Below are 14,302 nucleotides of genomic sequence, written 5' to 3'. Positions count from 1 at the left end.
CGAACATTTCCCCCACATTCCTCGTATCCGGCCGCGCCACGCTCTTCGCATGCTGAAACACACCATCGCCGTCTGCCTCACCGCCGCCGGCCTCGTCGCCCTCGCCCCCGCCGCCTCGGCCCAGGCACCGATCACCCTGAGCCCCGAAGAGTCCCAGACACTGTGCGCCGAATGGCTGCCCAAACTCACCCAGCGCACCGCGAAGCTCACCGAACGCATCAACGGCGGCGCCGAGGTCCGCGGCTCGGTCGCGAACCTCAAGGCCCGGGCCGAGGGCCAGCGCAAGAAGGGCCACAACGACACCGCCGACAGGCTCCAGAAGCGTGCCGACAAGCGCAGCGGACGGCTTCCCGAACTCACCGCGGCGAAGCAGAAGCTCGACGCGTTCGCCGGCGCGCACTGCAAGGCGGGCAAGTGAAACGCCTCCTGGCCGCGGGGTTGACCGCGCTCGCGCTATTCGGCACGGCCGCGTGCGGCGACGACGAGCCCGCGTCGAGCCCGGCGCCGGGCGAGCTGAGCGACGTCCAGCACACCCTCGACTCGATCGAGCAGGACATGGCCGGCGATCCGGCCCCGTGACAGGATCGGCCGGTGACGACACAACCGGGACGCGGGCTGGTGCTGGTCGTCGAGGACGACCCCGCGATCGCCGAACTCGCCTCGCTGTACCTGCGGCGGGACGGGTTCGGCGTGCACGTGGAGGCGGACGGCGGCGCGGCACTGGCCACGATCCGGCGGATGCGCCCGGTCGCGATCGTGCTCGACATCGGACTGTCCGGAATGGACGGTATCGAGATCTGCCGGACCCTGCGCGCGGACGGCGACTGGACGCCCGTGCTGTTCGTGACCGCGCGCGACGACGAACTGGACCGCTTACTGGGCTTGGAGATCGGCGCGGACGACTACCTGACGAAACCGTTCAGCCCGCGTGAACTCGCGGCGCGGGTCCGGACCGTGCTGCGCCGGGCCGCCGGGGCGCCGTCGCCCTCCGAGACCTACACCGCGGGCGCCGTCCGGGTCGACGTCACCCAGCGTCGGGTCTGGACGGGCGGCACCGAGATCGCGCTGACGTCGACCGAGTTCGATCTGCTGACCCATCTGGCGCGACGGCCCGGCCAGGTGTTCAGCCGCGAACAGCTGCTCAGTTCCGTCTGGGGGTACGCGGCTTCGGCTGGCACGCGGACCGTCGACGTCCACATCGCCCAGCTGCGCGGGAAACTGGGCGAGCACAGTCCGATCAGGACGGTCCGCGGCATCGGTTACGCGGCGGACGCCGGATGAACCGGACGTCGCTCGCGCTGCGGATCACCGTGGTGTGCCTCGCGATCGCCGCGGTCGCGGTGGTGGTCGCCGGGCTGGTCGCGGCCCGGCTCATCCGCACCACCGGCACCGACGTGCTCCGGCAGTCGCTTTCGGCGCAGGCCGACGTGGTCGCGAGCCAGCTCGACGAGACCGGCATCGGGAACCGGCTCAGCGTCGGCAAGGTCGCCGAAGTCGTGCGCGGGCAAGGGATCGACGTCGTCGTCCGTCGTCCGAACGGGACACTCGGCGGCGCCGGGACGGAGGCGGCGATCGCCGCCGCCCGAACGGGATTCACGCGCTCGGGCACGGTGTCGGTGGAGGGCGAGCAGTACCTCGTCGAAGTCCGCGCCGTGGGCACCAAGGGGGCCGCGTTCGCGCTCGTCCAAGCGACGGAGATCGGCGAGGCACGCGGCCGGACCTTGGTGCGCAACACCGTGCTCGCGCTCGGCGCCGGGCTGGCGGTCGCCGCGATCGCCGGGCTGGTGCTGAGCCGGATGCTGTCGCGGCCGCTGCGCCGGGTCGCGTCGGTGGCGAGCGGGATGCGCGCCGGGCGGCGTGACCTGCGCGTTCCGGTGGAAGGTCCGTCCGAGGTCGCGGACGTGGCGAAATCGGTCAACGAACTGGCCGACGCCCTGCAGTACAGCGAGGCGCGGCAGCGCGAGTTCCTGCTTTCGGTGTCGCACGAACTGCGGACGCCGCTGACCGCCGTCACCGGATTCGCCGAGGCGATCGGGGACGGCGTGGCCGAAGGCGAGGACGCGCGCCGCGCCGGGCAGACCATCCATCGTGAGGCGGAACGGCTGGAACGCCTGGTCAGCGATCTGCTGGAGCTGGCACGGCTGGGCGCGGACGAATTCCGCCTCGACCCGGCCCGGCTCGATCTCGCCGCGCTGGTGGACGAATGCGCGGACGTCTGGCGGCTGCGGTGCACGCGGCAGGACGTCACGCTGGTGGTCGAGCGGCCGCCCGGCGAGGTGCCGGTGATCGCCGATCCGCGGCGGCTCCGCCAGGTCGTCGACGGACTGGCCGAGAACGCTCTGCGCGTGACTCCGGCGGGCGCGCCGATGGTGTTCTCCCTGGTCGCGGCCGACGGCCAAGCCCGGCTGGCGGTACGCGACGGCGGGCCCGGCCTGGCGCCGGAGGACTACCCGGTCGCGTTCGAACGCGGAGTGCTGAACCGGCGCTACCGCGACAGCCGCCCGGTCGGTTCGGGTATCGGGCTCGCGCTGGCACACGGCCTGGTCACCCGGATGGGCGGCACGCTGACGGCGGGCCCGGCGCCGGAAGGCGGAGCCGCCTTCACGGTGGCGCTCCGGTTAGGGTGATCGGGTGGAGATGTTGCACCTGCGGTATTTCGTGGCCGTCGCCGAGGAACTGAACTTCTCCCAGGCGGCCCGCAAACTGCATATGGCCGCCTCCCCGCTGAGCCAGCGCATCAAGGACCTCGAACACGAACTGGGCCACAAGCTGTTCGACCGCAGCACGCACCACGTCACGCTCACCGCGGCGGGTTCCGCGCTGCTGCCCATCGCGCGGGACGTCCTCGAACAGGTCAACGCGATCCCCTGGCGGTTGCAGGAAGCAGTGAAACCCCGGCGGAGCACGGTGTTCGTCGGCATCCCCGCCGGTGTGCACCCGGCCCTGCGCGAGCGGGTCAAACGGCTCGAAGAACGCTGTCACGACCGCTTCGAGCTCAAGCGCTGGCCGGGGACGACTCCGGACCTGGTCGCCGCGGTGCACGAAGGCAAGCTGGCGTTGTCACTGGTCCGGATGCCGGTCGTCGATCCCGCACTGGAGATCGTCCCGGTGCAGGTGGAGCGGCTCGGCGCGGTCGTCCCGGCCGCCCGGTTCGCCGGACGGGAAACGGTGGACCTCGCCGAATTGCGTGATCTGTCCTATATCCCGTCGGCGTCGGAGAGCATTCCGGCCTATTCGGACGATATGGACCACACCCTGTCGAAAGCGGGTATCAAGAAACGGCTCAAGGTCGGCGGAACCGAATATTCGGGCATTTCCGAATTGGTGGCGAACGGTTCGTCGTTCTCGATCACGATGCTCGATCCGGCGAGCCCGATGCATCTGTTCCTTGTCGACGGCGCGACCATCCTGCCGTTCGCCGATTTCCGGCCCCAGCTGGAGACCGCACTGGTCTGGCGGCGCGACCGCGGCGAGGAGGGCGACCTCGCCGGACTCGTCGCCGGGGTACGCGAGATCTTCGCCGAACCGCTTTCGACCTGAAGAATGGTATGACCGCCGCGGTCATACCATTCTGCTTTTCTTGATCATTCCCTTTCCCGCAATTCGCGCCTAACTTCGGCGGTAGAGCGAACAACGGCGAAGGGAAGCAAAATGACTCACACCGCCACCGGACCACTGGACGGCGTTCGCGTGATCGACCTCTCGACGGTCGTCATGGGCCCGTACGCCGCACAGATCCTCGGCGACCTGGGCGCCGACGTGATCAAGATCGAGTCCCCCGCCGACACCGTGCGAGTGGGCAAGTTCCGTACGACGCCGGGCATGACCGCGCTCAATCTGAACGTGAACCGCAACAAGCGCAGCGTCGCCCTCAACCTCAAGGACGAAGAGGAACGCGAGCAGGCGCTCAAGCTGATCGACACCGCCGACGTGCTGATCACCAACATGCGCCCCGGCGCGCTGAGCAGGCTCGGCATGGACTACGCCGACCTCGCCGCGCGCAACCCCGGCCTGGTCTACGCCCACGCGCAGGGCTTCCGCGGCGACTCCGGCCGTGCGGGTCACGCCGCCTACGACGAGACGGTGCAGGCGTCGTCCGGGCTGGTCGACGTCGCGAACCGCGCGCTGGGCAAGCCGGTCTACCTGCCGACGATCATCGGCGACAAGGTCTCCTCCCTGACCATCGCCTACACCGTGCTCGCCGCACTGGTGCACCGCGACCGGACCGGCGAGGGCCAGCGGGTCGAGATCCCGATGACGGACACGCTGATCGCGTTCAACCTCGTCGAGCATCTCGCCGGGCACGTCTTCGAGCCGGCCGAGGGGCCGACCGGTTTCGGTCCGTCGATGAACCCCGGCCACCAGGCGGTGCACACCAAGGACGGCATGGCCTGCGTGATCCCGTACAACCCGCAGAACTTCCGCGACTTCTTCCACGCCGCCGGGCGGCCGGAACTGGCCGAGGACCCGCGGGTCAACGGCGACGCGATCGACGGCGCCGACCACGAGGCACTGGCCGCGATGATCGCCGAATGCGCCCCGGCGCTGACCACCGCGGAATGGACCGAGGTCTGCGCGAAGCACAGCATCCCGATGGCACCCGTCCTCGAACTCGACCACGCGCAGGACGACGAGTACGTCCGCGACGGCCACCTGCTCGACGTCGTCGAGCACCCGAGCGAGGGCTCGATCCGCACCATCGGCATCCCGGTGAAGTTCTCCGCGACCCCCGGTTCGGTCCGGCGCCTGGCTCCCCTGCCGGGCCAGGACACCGAAGAGGTCCTGCGTGAACTCGCCACCACTCGCTGAGGAATGACCATGAGCAACGAAGTACGCACGGAACGGGTCGGCGGCACGCTGCTGATCACGATCGACCGGCCCCAGGCCCGCAACGCGGTGAACGCCGCCGTCGCGGCCGGTCTGGCCGAAGCACTGGACCTGCTGGAATCCGATCCCGCGTTGCGGGCCGGGGTCCTGACCGGCGCGGACGGCTCGTTCAGCGCCGGGATGGACCTCAAGGCGGCGCTGAAGGGCGAATCGCCCGAGATCCCCGGCCGCGGATTCGGCGGGTTGACCGAGGCCGAACTGTCGAAGCCCCTGATCGCGGCCGTCGAAGGCTGGGCGATGGGCGGCGGATTCGAACTGGCGCTGGGCTGCGACCTGATCGTCGCCGCCGAGGACGCGAAGTTCGGGCTCCCCGAGGTGAAACGCGGGTTGATCGCCGCCGGGGGCGGCGTGATCCGGCTGCCGAAACGGATCCCGCATCACCTGGCGATGGAGTTCCTGCTCACCGGCGAACCGATCGACGCGGCACGCGCCGGAAGCCTTGGCCTGGTGAACCGGGTCGTCCCGAGCGGTGAGGCCGCCGCGGTCGCCCTGCAACTGGCCGAGCGGATCGCCGCGAACGCTCCCCTCGCGCTGGCACTGGTCAAGAAGATCGTCCGCGCGGCGGACGGCGTCCCCGACGCGCAAGCGTTTGCCACCCAGCGTTCGGAGCTTCCGGCGCTGATGAAATCGGCCGACGTCCGCGAAGGCATGCAGGCCTTCGCCGAGCGCCGCGCTCCACAGTGGACTGGAGAGTGAGATGAACCAGCAAGACGTTCTCCGGCATGTGACCACGCCGCTCACGAACCCCGCGTACGCACCGGTGGTGCCCCGGTTCACGAACCGCGAGTACCTGAACATCGTCTACCGCACCGACGCCGACGCCCTGCGCGCCGTCGTGCCGGAGCCACTGGAGATCGACGAACCGCTGGTGCGGTTCGAAGTGATGAAGATGGGCGACGTCAGCGGTTACGGGCCGTACACCGAGTCCGGGCAAGCGATCCCCGTGAGCTTCGAGGGCGAGCGCGGCGAGTACCTGCACGCGATGTACCTCGACAACTTCCCGGCCACCGCGTCCGGCCGCGAGATCAGCGCCTACCCGAAGACCGTCGGCTCGCCGAAGCTGTTCGCCGAGAACGGCGCGCTCGTCGGCACCCTCGACTACGGCAGCCAACGCGTCGCGACCGCGACGATGGGCTACAAGCACCACCGGCTGGACGTGGCCGAGGCCGAAGCGCAGATCACCGTGCCGACGTTCATGCTCAAGACCATCCCGGACTACGACGGTTCGCCCCGGGTGTTCGAGCTGGTCCGCACCGAGATCACCGACGTGGTGGTCATCCAAGCCTGGACCGGGCCGGCGCGGCTGCAACTGTTCCAGCACGTGCTGGCCCCGCTCGCCGATCTCCCGGTGCTGGAGGTCGTTTCCGCGAGCCACATCCTCACCGACCTGACGCTCGCCCCGGTCAAGCCGGTCTTCGACTACTTGAAGGGAGCACGGTCATGACTTTCCGTACCGCCGCGGTGATCGGCGCCGGCACCATCGGCCTGTCGTGGACGGCGTTGTTCGCCGCGCACGACATGGAGGTCCACGTCTCGGATCCGCGTCCCGACCTCGCCGAGGCCGTCGCGGACGCGCTGGAGGCGTTCGCCCCGCATCTCGGCCGGACCGCCGCGGACCTCGCCCCTCGCGTCCACCTCGCCGCCGACGTCGCGGAGGCCGTCCGCGACGCGGACGTGGTGCAGGAGAACGGACCCGAGAACGTCGAGTTCAAGAAGGACCTGTTCGCGAGGTTGGTCCGCGAAGCACCGGCGCACGCGCTGTTGCTCAGCTCGTCGTCCGCGATCCCCTCGACGGCGTTCGCCGCGGAGCTGGACGACGCGTCGCGAGTCCTCATTGGACATCCATTCAACCCGCCGCATCTGATCCCGCTGGTCGAGGTCGTCCCCGGTGAGCGCACCAGTGCCGAGTCGGTCGAGCGGGCCGTGGAGTTCTACCGGTTCGTCGGCCGCACTCCGGTGGTGGAACGCAAGGAGATCCCGGGCTTCGTCGGCAACCGGCTGCAGAACGCGCTGAGCCGCGAGGCGATCTACCTGGTGGAACAGGGTGTGGTGTCACCGTCCGAACTGGACACGGTGATGACGAACTCGCTCGGTATCCGCTGGTCGACCGTCGGGCCGTTCCTCGGCTCGCATCTGGGCGGCGGTCCCGGCGGCTACCGGCACATGGCCGAGCACATCGGCAAGTCGATGAAGAAGATGTGGGCGGGCCTCGGCACGCCCTCCCAGGACCCCGAAGAACAGGAACGGCTGATCGAAGCCGTGGAATCCGCTTACGGCTCATCCACGTACTCGGAACTCGCCGAGACGCGCGACCGCAAGCAGCTCGCCGTGCTGTCCGCTTTGGACAGTGCCGCCAGGGAGGAGAACTGAAATGACCGCCGACTTCTACGCCTACGAGGACCTGCTGTCCGAGGAAGAGCGCAAGCTGCTGCTCAAGACGCGTGACTTCATGCGTACCGAGGTCAAGCCGCTGGTGAACGAGTACTGGGCCAAGGGCGAGTTCCCGCACGAACTCGTCGGCAAGTTCCGCGAACTCGGCCTCGCCGGGCTGCCCTACGAGGGCTACGGCGAACACCTTCCGGCCACCAGTCACCTGCTCAGCGGCATGATGGCGATGGAGATGACCCGCACGGACCCGTCGGTGGCGACGTTCTTCGGTGTCCACAACGGACTCGCGATGTACAGCATCTACTCGGGCGGCGACCAGGAACAGCGCGATCGCTGGCTCCCGTCGATGGCCGCGATGGACAAGATCGGCGCCTTCGCGATGACCGAGCCGCTCGGTGGTTCCGATGTCGCGGGCGGCATGCGCACCACGGCGCGACGCGAGGGCGACACCTGGATCCTCAACGGCGCCAAGAAATGGATCGGCAACGCGACCTTCGCCGATCTGGTCGTCGTGTGGGCCCGGGACGAGGAAGACAACCACGTCAAGGGTTTCGTGGTCGAGAAGGATTCGCCGGGATTCGTACCGGTCAAGATCGAGAACAAATTCGCGTTCCGGATCGTGGAGAACGCCGAGATCACCTTGACCGACGTCCGGGTGCCGGAGGCGAACCGGTTGCAGGGCATCGACTCGTTCCGCGACGTCGCCGAGATCCTGCGCGCGACGCGGGGCGGGGTGGCCTGGCAGGCGCTGGGCGTGATGATCGGCGCGTACGAACTCGCGCTGGACTACGCCAAGGAGCGCGAGCAGTTCGGCCGCCCGATCGCGCGGTTCCAGCTGGTGCAGGACCTGCTGGTGAAGAGCCTCGGCAACATCACCGCGTCGTGGGGCATGCTGGTGCAATTGGCGAGGCTGCAGGACGCCGGGATCTTCAAGGACGAACACTCGTCGCTGGCGAAGGCGTTCGTGACCTCGCGGATGCGGGAGGTCGTCGCCTGGGGCCGTGAGATCTTCGGCGGCAACGGGATCGTGCTGGACAACGACATCATGCGGTTCTTCACCGACGCCGAGGCGATCTACTCGTTCGAAGGCACCCGGGAGATGAACACGCTGATCGTCGGGAAGGCGATCACCGGCCAGAGCGCCTTCGTGTAAGCGCGAAGTCACCGGTACTTCTTGCCGCAGATGTCCTGGGCGCCGGAGGAGAAACCGTCACGGAAGGCGGCGACTCTCGCGAAACCCGCCGGAAGCGTCCGGCCCCGGACATCCGCGGCGATCAGGCTGTTCCGGGTCAGCATCTCGGCGATCGCCTCGTCGAGGTCCCCCGGCGACAACGTGAGCGCGCCGCCGTCCGTGAGGGTCGACGCCCAGAAGCCGGTGAGGCACGCGGTGCGCTGCGCGGCCACCGGACCGTCGAGCCGGAACCCGCCTTCCTGCTGGACCGCGAGCGTGTAGCGCGACGCGACCTCGGCGAACGCGGCGAAGTCACCGATGCCGCCCTGCCGCCCCCTGCGCGGCGGAGTCCCGATGCGGACGAGACCGTCGAGGTCGAGGTTGATCTGGTTGGACTCCGAGCAGTACGACGCGAGCGCGTCCTCCGCCGTCACACCGCAAGCCGCTCCGGTGGTGAGCGTCGGCGGGGTGGCCGCGAGCCGGAAGGCCTGCCGCAGGCTGGTGGTGAGGTCGGCCAGGGCCTGCCGGTCGTCGAGGCGGACGTTCGCCGCCGCCGAACCGAATCCGCCTTGTGTGCTCCGGCCCTCGATTTCGCGCTCGTCGATCTTCGCGCACCGCGCGGGCCCGTCGGTGAAGCCGAACTGGAACGCGGAAACCCGGTCGAACGCGTTGCCGTGCGCCCCGTCGTCGTCGAAGGCGACCCCCGCCGAGTCCCGGATCTGGAACAGGGCGGTGAGCACCTCGTTGAGCCCGCGGCCGGTGGAAACCTGGAACATGGGCGACCTGCCCTCGGCGACCCAGCGGAGGTACGCCCCGGTGTAGCAGTCGGCCTGCTGCTCCTTGACGATCGACGGTGCCGTGCCCGGCAGGCCCAGCCGGAACTGGACGGCGTGGCCGATCTCGTGGGCGAGCACGGTCATCACCGCCGCCGGGCCGAGGGAATCGTTGAGCATCGGCAACAACTCCCCGCGGTCCCAGGCGACGACGTCTTCTCCCGAGCAATAGAAGGCGTTCACCAGCCCCGCGGTCGAGGCGCCGCAGACCTCGCGGCCGCGGCCACCCGAGTCGTAGGAGACGAGGGTGGCCAGCGGCCGGAAGTCTCTCTTGAAGGTCGCGGGCAGATGCTCGCGCCAATACCGCTGGACGTCGGCGACGGCGTTGGCCGCGAGCCGGTCGATCTCACCGCCGTCACCGCCGACGACCGGGAGACCGGCGTCGAGCACGCCGGGTTTGAGACCGCTGGGGCCGTCGGTGATCTCGAGCCCCGCTACGCGGGTCGGGTCCACCGGTTGTGCCACACCCCCGACGGTCGCGGCGCACCCGGTGAGGCAGAGGGAAAGGCTCACCAGAATCGTCCAGCGCTTCATCACACCATCCCGTGTCCGTGACTTCCCCGGCTCCAGGGACACGGACGGCGGCGCGATGCGGTTCAAAAGAATCTTGGCTTGTTACCCGGCCGGCTGCTTCAGGTAGTCGCCATTCTGCGACCGATTCACTCTTCAGCGTTGTTCGCGCATTTCGTTTGTCGCTTAAAATTACGAACACGTGTTCGACGGATTTGCGGTATTATCGAGGGGTGTCCGAGACCTTCCTCCCCGAACTGCCGCAAGAGTTGTGGCGCGCCGGCAAGCTGGAGCTTGCCCATGGCGTGCAGCAGTTCTTGCAGGTGATTCGCATGGCCACTGCCGGGTTGGGGCAGTTTCTGGCGGAGATCGAGAATCGGGGCGTCAAAGACCTGTACGGGCATGGCAGCACGGCGAGCTGGTTCGCGGAGATGGCCGGGTTGTCGCGCAGCGAAGCGGGCGCGGTGGTGAAGCGGGCTCTTGCCCTGAATCCCACCCGGGCCTTGGACGGAACCGAGGTTCCGCCTGTCGCCCCCGCCACTGCGGCTGTCGCCGCTCAGGGGTTGGTCGGAGATGAGCGGATCGATCAGATCCTGGAGATCTTGAAGAACCTCCCCGCCGACACCACCGCTGAGGATCGGGCGGTCGCGGAGAAGATCCTGGCCGAGCTTGCCCCGAACGCCGGGCCGCGGCAACTCGTCGAGGCTGAGGCGAAACTGCTGGGCTGGCTCGACCCCGACGGCAACGAACCCAAAGACCCTGAACCCAAAGAGCCGCGCCGCGAGATCACGCTGGAGCGCCGGAAAGACGGGTTCTGGAAACTGACCGGCCTCCTCGACGATGAGACCGGCGCCCGCACCGCCGCCGCGTTGGAAGCACACGCCAATCCACGGCCGGTCGACGAGTTCGGCCAGGCGGACTTGCGGATGAAGTGCGAACGCATGGGGGACGCCTGGGCTGAGCTTCTGGACCTGGCGATCGCCTGCCCGGATCAGCCGGGCACCAGCGGCTACCGGACCTTGGTGCACGTCACCATCGGGCTTGAGGAACTGAAGTCCGGCCTCGGGACCGCCTGCCTGGACTTCGTGGGCACGATGACCGCGCGGGAAGCGCGGCTCGCCGCCTGCGACTGCCTCATGCTGCCGGTCGTCATGGGCACCTCGGGCGAGCCCCTGGACATGGGACGCCTCCGAAGATTCGTCACCCCGGGCCAACGCCGGGCGTTGAACATCCGCGACGGCGGCTGCGCCTTCCCGGGCTGCCACCGGAAACCCAAGAACTGCCACGCCCACCATATTGAGCACTGGGCAGATGGCGGGCCCACCGACCTCCGGAACCTGGTGCTGCTCTGCGGTTTTCATCACCGGCTGATCCACCACGGTGACTGGGAAGTACGGATGGCAGCCGACGGGTTACCGGAGTTCATTCCACCTCAATACCGGGATCCGCTCCGACATCCCCGGCGTAACACTCTGCATCACGTCTAGGCCCGAGGAGCCCGTTAGCCACCCGGCGACGGGCCCCTCGGCATGCCCGGCCCCGGTGACCGTGTGGATTTCGGGACATCCAACGCCCCAAAAGCCACACAGTCCATCGCCACCGGACCGATCATGATCGAGGGCCGAGCCGAGATCCGCCGAGCTCAGTTCACGCAGCCGGCCATCGCGGGCGGCGTGGCAGCACCGGACGACGAAGGCGGAGCGGCGATCGAAGAAGTGGCCGCCACCGGCTTGATCCCGACCCCGTCGGCCGGGTCCCCCACCGCGGCGACGGTCGTCGCGTTCAGCGCGGTTTTCACGAACGCCTTCACCTCGGCCGGATCGACCTTCACCGCGTCGCCGTCGGACGGCGTCGGCAGGGAGAGGCTCTGCACCGGGATCGTCTGGAACTTCAGCGCTCCCGAGCTCATCCCCCGCAGCTGCTGCGCGAAGCCGAGCACGTCCCAGCCGCGGTCGAGTACGACCGAGCCCTGGATCGCGCCGATCAGGGAGCTCAGCCTGGTGGGGTCGGTGAAGGTCCCGGCGTCGAGAACGGTTTTGGCCATGCTCGACAGGAAAGCCTGCTGCCGCGCGATGCGGTCCAGGTCGCTGGGCAGGCCGTGCCGCTGCCGCACGAAGGCCAGCGCCTGCGGGCCCGAAAGCAACTGCTTGCCCGCCGGGAACGACGCACCGGAGAACTTGTCTTGCACGGGGTTGTTGAGACAGACCTCGACACCGCCGACGGCTTCGCTCAGCGCGGAGAACCCGGCGAGGTTGACGGCTGCGTAGTGGTTGATGGACAGGCCGGTGAACTGCTCGATCGTCTGGATCGTGAGTTTGGCGCCCGCCTCGTTGGCCTTGACCTCGAGCTGCGGACCGGACAGCCCCTGGGCGCGCAGCGTGTTCATCGCGGCGTTCTTGCCGCGGCTGTACGCCGAATTGATCTTGTGCTTGCCGAATCCGCCCGCGATGTCCACATAGGAATCGCGCGGGATGGAGATGGCCGTCGCGCCCGTGCCGCCCGCCGGGATGTGGACCACGATCATGGTGTCGGTGGTGTCGCCACCGTCGTCGCCGCTTCCGGCGTGCAACGCGTCGAGGACGTTCTGCGGCAACGGGTTCCCGTTGGTGTCGGTCCGGGAGTCGATTCCGACGAGCAGGATGTTCTGCGCCACCTTCAGCGGTTCGCCCGCCGGGCCGTCGGGCACCTGCGCGGAGGGCGCGATCACGTCGGCGGTGACGATCGCTTCGTCCAAACGGCTCAACTGGGTCCACGCGAAACCCGTGACCCCCAGTACGGCCGTCGACACCAGGCCCAGTGCGACGCGGCCGCCGATCCGCCGTCCTCGCGACGTGAGCAGCACGACCTTCTCCCCGCTTCCGTGAATGATCCCCCTTATTCGAGGATCACCGCGTTAGCTGGGAATTACCTGAGAAACGTGTCATAACCGGGTCTTAAAGCCCGTTCGGACCATTCGAAGTGATCAAGCAGACAGCCGGTCGCGACACCGAGTGCCGGACCGACCGCGCAGCGCTTCCCTAGCGGGGCATCCGGCGCCAGATCGCGCGTGGCACCACGCGCATCACCGCGAACATCGGCCTCAGGAGTCCCGGCACCCACACCGTTCCCCGGCCCTTCCGGAGCGCGGCGACCGTCGCGTCGGCGACCTGATCGGGAGTGCTCGAGAACGGGGCCGGCGACATGCCCTCGGTCATCCGGCCGATCACGAACCCGGGCCGGACGAGCAGCAGCCGCACCCCGGTGCCGTGCAGGGCGTCGGCCAGCCCGCTCGCGAAACCGTCGAGGCCCGCCTTCGCCGATCCATAGACGTAGTTCGCCCGCCGGACCCGCACCCCGGCGACCGAGGAGAAGACGACGAGGCTGCCGTTTCCTTGCTCACGAAGCACATTGGCCACATGCGTCAGCACACTCACATGTGCCACATAGTCGGTGTGGACGATCGCGACGGCGTGTCCGGCGTCCGCTTCCGCCCGCGCTTGGTCACCGAGAATCCCGAAAGCGGTGACGACGACGTCGAGCGGCCCGTGTTCCGCGACGACCTTCTCCAGGAGCGGACCGTGCCCGGCGAGGTCGTCGGCGTCGAACTCGACGGCGTCGACGGTCTCCGCGCCCGCGGCCAGCAGCCGCTCGGACTCCGCGCCGAGGTCCGCGCTCCGTCGCGCGGCCAGCACGATCCGGCGCGCCCCGCCCTTGGCGAGCCGTTCCGCGACCGCGAGGCCGATCTCGCTGCGTCCGCCCAGTACCAGCACCGTCCCGCTCACGCGCCGCAGTCTGCCATCCGGCCCGGCGCCACCCGGCAGTGGCACGGTTCACAAACTGCAATTTTGCAGTATCTGCATCTTTGCGCGTATCGTGGTGGTCATGCCCGAACCCGTCAAAGGTCTCCGCGAGCGCAAACGGCTGGAAACCCACCGCGCGCTGGCGACCACCGCCGTCCGGCTCGTCGCCGAACGCGGCCTGGACCAGGTGACGGTCGAGGACATCAGCGCGGCGGCGGGGGTTTCCCCGCGCACCTTCTTCAACTACTTCGCGTCCAAAGAGGACGCTGTCGTCATCGCGTACGCCGACACTGCCGAGCGAACCCAGCGCACCATCGAGAAGTTCCTTGCCACGCCGAAGGAAGTCAGCACGCCCCGCGCTTTCGTGGACGCGCTGAAGGAAGACTTCGCCCAGGTCGACGAGAACCGCGAAGAGTGGCTCGGCCGGATGAAGGCCATCCAGGAGAACGCCACCCTGCATTCGCGCGCGGTGGCCATGAACCACGACACCATCGCGCCGATGATCGAGGCGATCGCCCGCCGCACGGGTGTGGATCCGAAGGCCGATCTGTATCCGACGCTGCTGCTGTCCACGCTCGGCGGCGCGGTCAACGCCGTGCTGATGCTCTGGTACCAGCACGACGGCCGGATCTCCGCGCTCGACCTGCTGGACGACGCCGTCGAACTGCTTCTCGCCGGGCTCCCGGAGCCCGGCGGCCGCGCGCGCTGACGCGCCCGGCACCACAGGAACACGA

At 68.8% G+C, this 14,302-nt stretch carries 15 protein-coding genes; 12 read left to right on the top strand and 3 right to left on the bottom strand.

What is annotated here, in order from left to right; genetic code table 11:
- The first annotated feature begins 49 nt into the window (after positions 1-49).
- The 10 genes from AVR91_RS12020 (at position 50) to AVR91_RS11980 (ending at position 8,428) form a co-directional block, all read left to right on the top strand.
- Positions 50-418: a hypothetical protein gene (locus AVR91_RS12020; protein ID WP_063275693.1), complete on the top strand. Its 369-nt coding sequence runs from the start codon at positions 50-52 to the stop codon at positions 416-418.
- Positions 415-579, top strand: coding sequence for a hypothetical protein (locus AVR91_RS43335; protein WP_167337766.1), 165 nt, complete (start codon positions 415-417; stop codon positions 577-579). Before AVR91_RS12020 ends, AVR91_RS43335 begins: the two co-directional genes overlap by 4 nt.
- Positions 580-591: 12 nt before the next feature.
- The gene (locus AVR91_RS12015) at positions 592-1,281 is read left to right on the top strand and encodes a response regulator transcription factor (RefSeq protein WP_063275694.1); all 690 of its coding nucleotides are present in this window, start codon (positions 592-594) and stop codon (positions 1,279-1,281) included.
- On the top strand, positions 1,278-2,627 hold the full coding sequence (locus AVR91_RS12010; protein ID WP_063275695.1) for a HAMP domain-containing sensor histidine kinase: 1,350 nt from the start codon (positions 1,278-1,280) through the stop codon (positions 2,625-2,627). The genes AVR91_RS12015 and AVR91_RS12010 overlap by 4 nt, the downstream gene beginning before the upstream one ends.
- 4 nt (positions 2,628-2,631) lie before the next feature.
- Entirely contained in the window at positions 2,632-3,540 is a 909-nt protein-coding gene (locus tag AVR91_RS12005) for a LysR family transcriptional regulator (RefSeq protein WP_063275696.1), read from the top strand.
- Between the two features lie 111 nt (positions 3,541-3,651).
- Complete coding sequence (locus AVR91_RS12000; RefSeq protein WP_063275697.1) at positions 3,652-4,809, top strand: CaiB/BaiF CoA transferase family protein; 1,158 nt, start codon at positions 3,652-3,654, stop codon at positions 4,807-4,809.
- A 9-nt stretch (positions 4,810-4,818) separates the two neighbouring features.
- Positions 4,819-5,583 (top strand): crotonase/enoyl-CoA hydratase family protein, encoded by a 765-nt coding sequence (locus tag AVR91_RS11995; RefSeq protein ID WP_063275698.1) that lies wholly within the window; start codon positions 4,819-4,821, stop codon positions 5,581-5,583.
- A 1-nt stretch (position 5,584) separates the two neighbouring features.
- Positions 5,585-6,331 carry an acetoacetate decarboxylase gene (locus AVR91_RS11990; RefSeq protein ID WP_063275699.1) on the top strand — a complete coding sequence of 249 codons (747 nt, stop codon included), beginning with the start codon at positions 5,585-5,587 and terminating at the stop codon, positions 6,329-6,331.
- On the top strand, positions 6,328-7,257 hold the full coding sequence (locus AVR91_RS11985) for a 3-hydroxyacyl-CoA dehydrogenase NAD-binding domain-containing protein (RefSeq protein ID WP_063275700.1): 930 nt from the start codon (positions 6,328-6,330) through the stop codon (positions 7,255-7,257). Before AVR91_RS11990 ends, AVR91_RS11985 begins: the two co-directional genes overlap by 4 nt.
- A gap of 1 nt (position 7,258) precedes the next feature.
- Complete coding sequence (locus AVR91_RS11980) at positions 7,259-8,428, top strand: acyl-CoA dehydrogenase family protein (protein WP_063275701.1); 1,170 nt, start codon at positions 7,259-7,261, stop codon at positions 8,426-8,428.
- 8 nt (positions 8,429-8,436) lie between these two features.
- Here the strand turns inward: AVR91_RS11980 and AVR91_RS11975 are convergent, their stop codons facing one another.
- Complete coding sequence (locus tag AVR91_RS11975; RefSeq protein ID WP_228709191.1) at positions 8,437-9,744, bottom strand: neutral zinc metallopeptidase; 1,308 nt, start codon at positions 9,742-9,744, stop codon at positions 8,437-8,439.
- A gap of 278 nt (positions 9,745-10,022) precedes the next feature.
- Between AVR91_RS11975 and AVR91_RS11970 the strand changes: the two genes are divergently transcribed.
- The gene (locus AVR91_RS11970; protein WP_076857321.1) at positions 10,023-11,276 is read left to right on the top strand and encodes an HNH endonuclease signature motif containing protein; all 1,254 of its coding nucleotides are present in this window, start codon (positions 10,023-10,025) and stop codon (positions 11,274-11,276) included.
- A gap of 155 nt (positions 11,277-11,431) precedes the next feature.
- Here AVR91_RS11970 and AVR91_RS11965 read toward each other — a convergent pair whose 3' ends face one another.
- Together AVR91_RS11965 and AVR91_RS11960 are read right to left on the bottom strand one after the other, a co-directional pair.
- Complete coding sequence (locus AVR91_RS11965) at positions 11,432-12,631, bottom strand: LCP family protein (RefSeq protein ID WP_063276070.1); 1,200 nt, start codon at positions 12,629-12,631, stop codon at positions 11,432-11,434.
- A gap of 175 nt (positions 12,632-12,806) precedes the next feature.
- Entirely contained in the window at positions 12,807-13,550 is a 744-nt protein-coding gene (locus AVR91_RS11960; protein WP_063276071.1) for an SDR family NAD(P)-dependent oxidoreductase, read from the bottom strand.
- A gap of 100 nt (positions 13,551-13,650) precedes the next feature.
- Between AVR91_RS11960 and AVR91_RS11955 the strand changes: the two genes are divergently transcribed.
- Positions 13,651-14,277 (top strand): TetR/AcrR family transcriptional regulator, encoded by a 627-nt coding sequence (locus AVR91_RS11955; protein WP_063276072.1) that lies wholly within the window; start codon positions 13,651-13,653, stop codon positions 14,275-14,277.
- Positions 14,278-14,302 lie beyond the last annotated feature (25 nt).

This window comes from Amycolatopsis keratiniphila subsp. keratiniphila, assembly GCF_001620365.2.
GTDB lineage: Bacteria > Actinomycetota > Actinomycetes > Mycobacteriales > Pseudonocardiaceae > Amycolatopsis > Amycolatopsis keratiniphila.
Note: the sequence above shows the minus strand (reverse complement) of the source record. Positions and strands in the feature narration are given on the sequence as shown.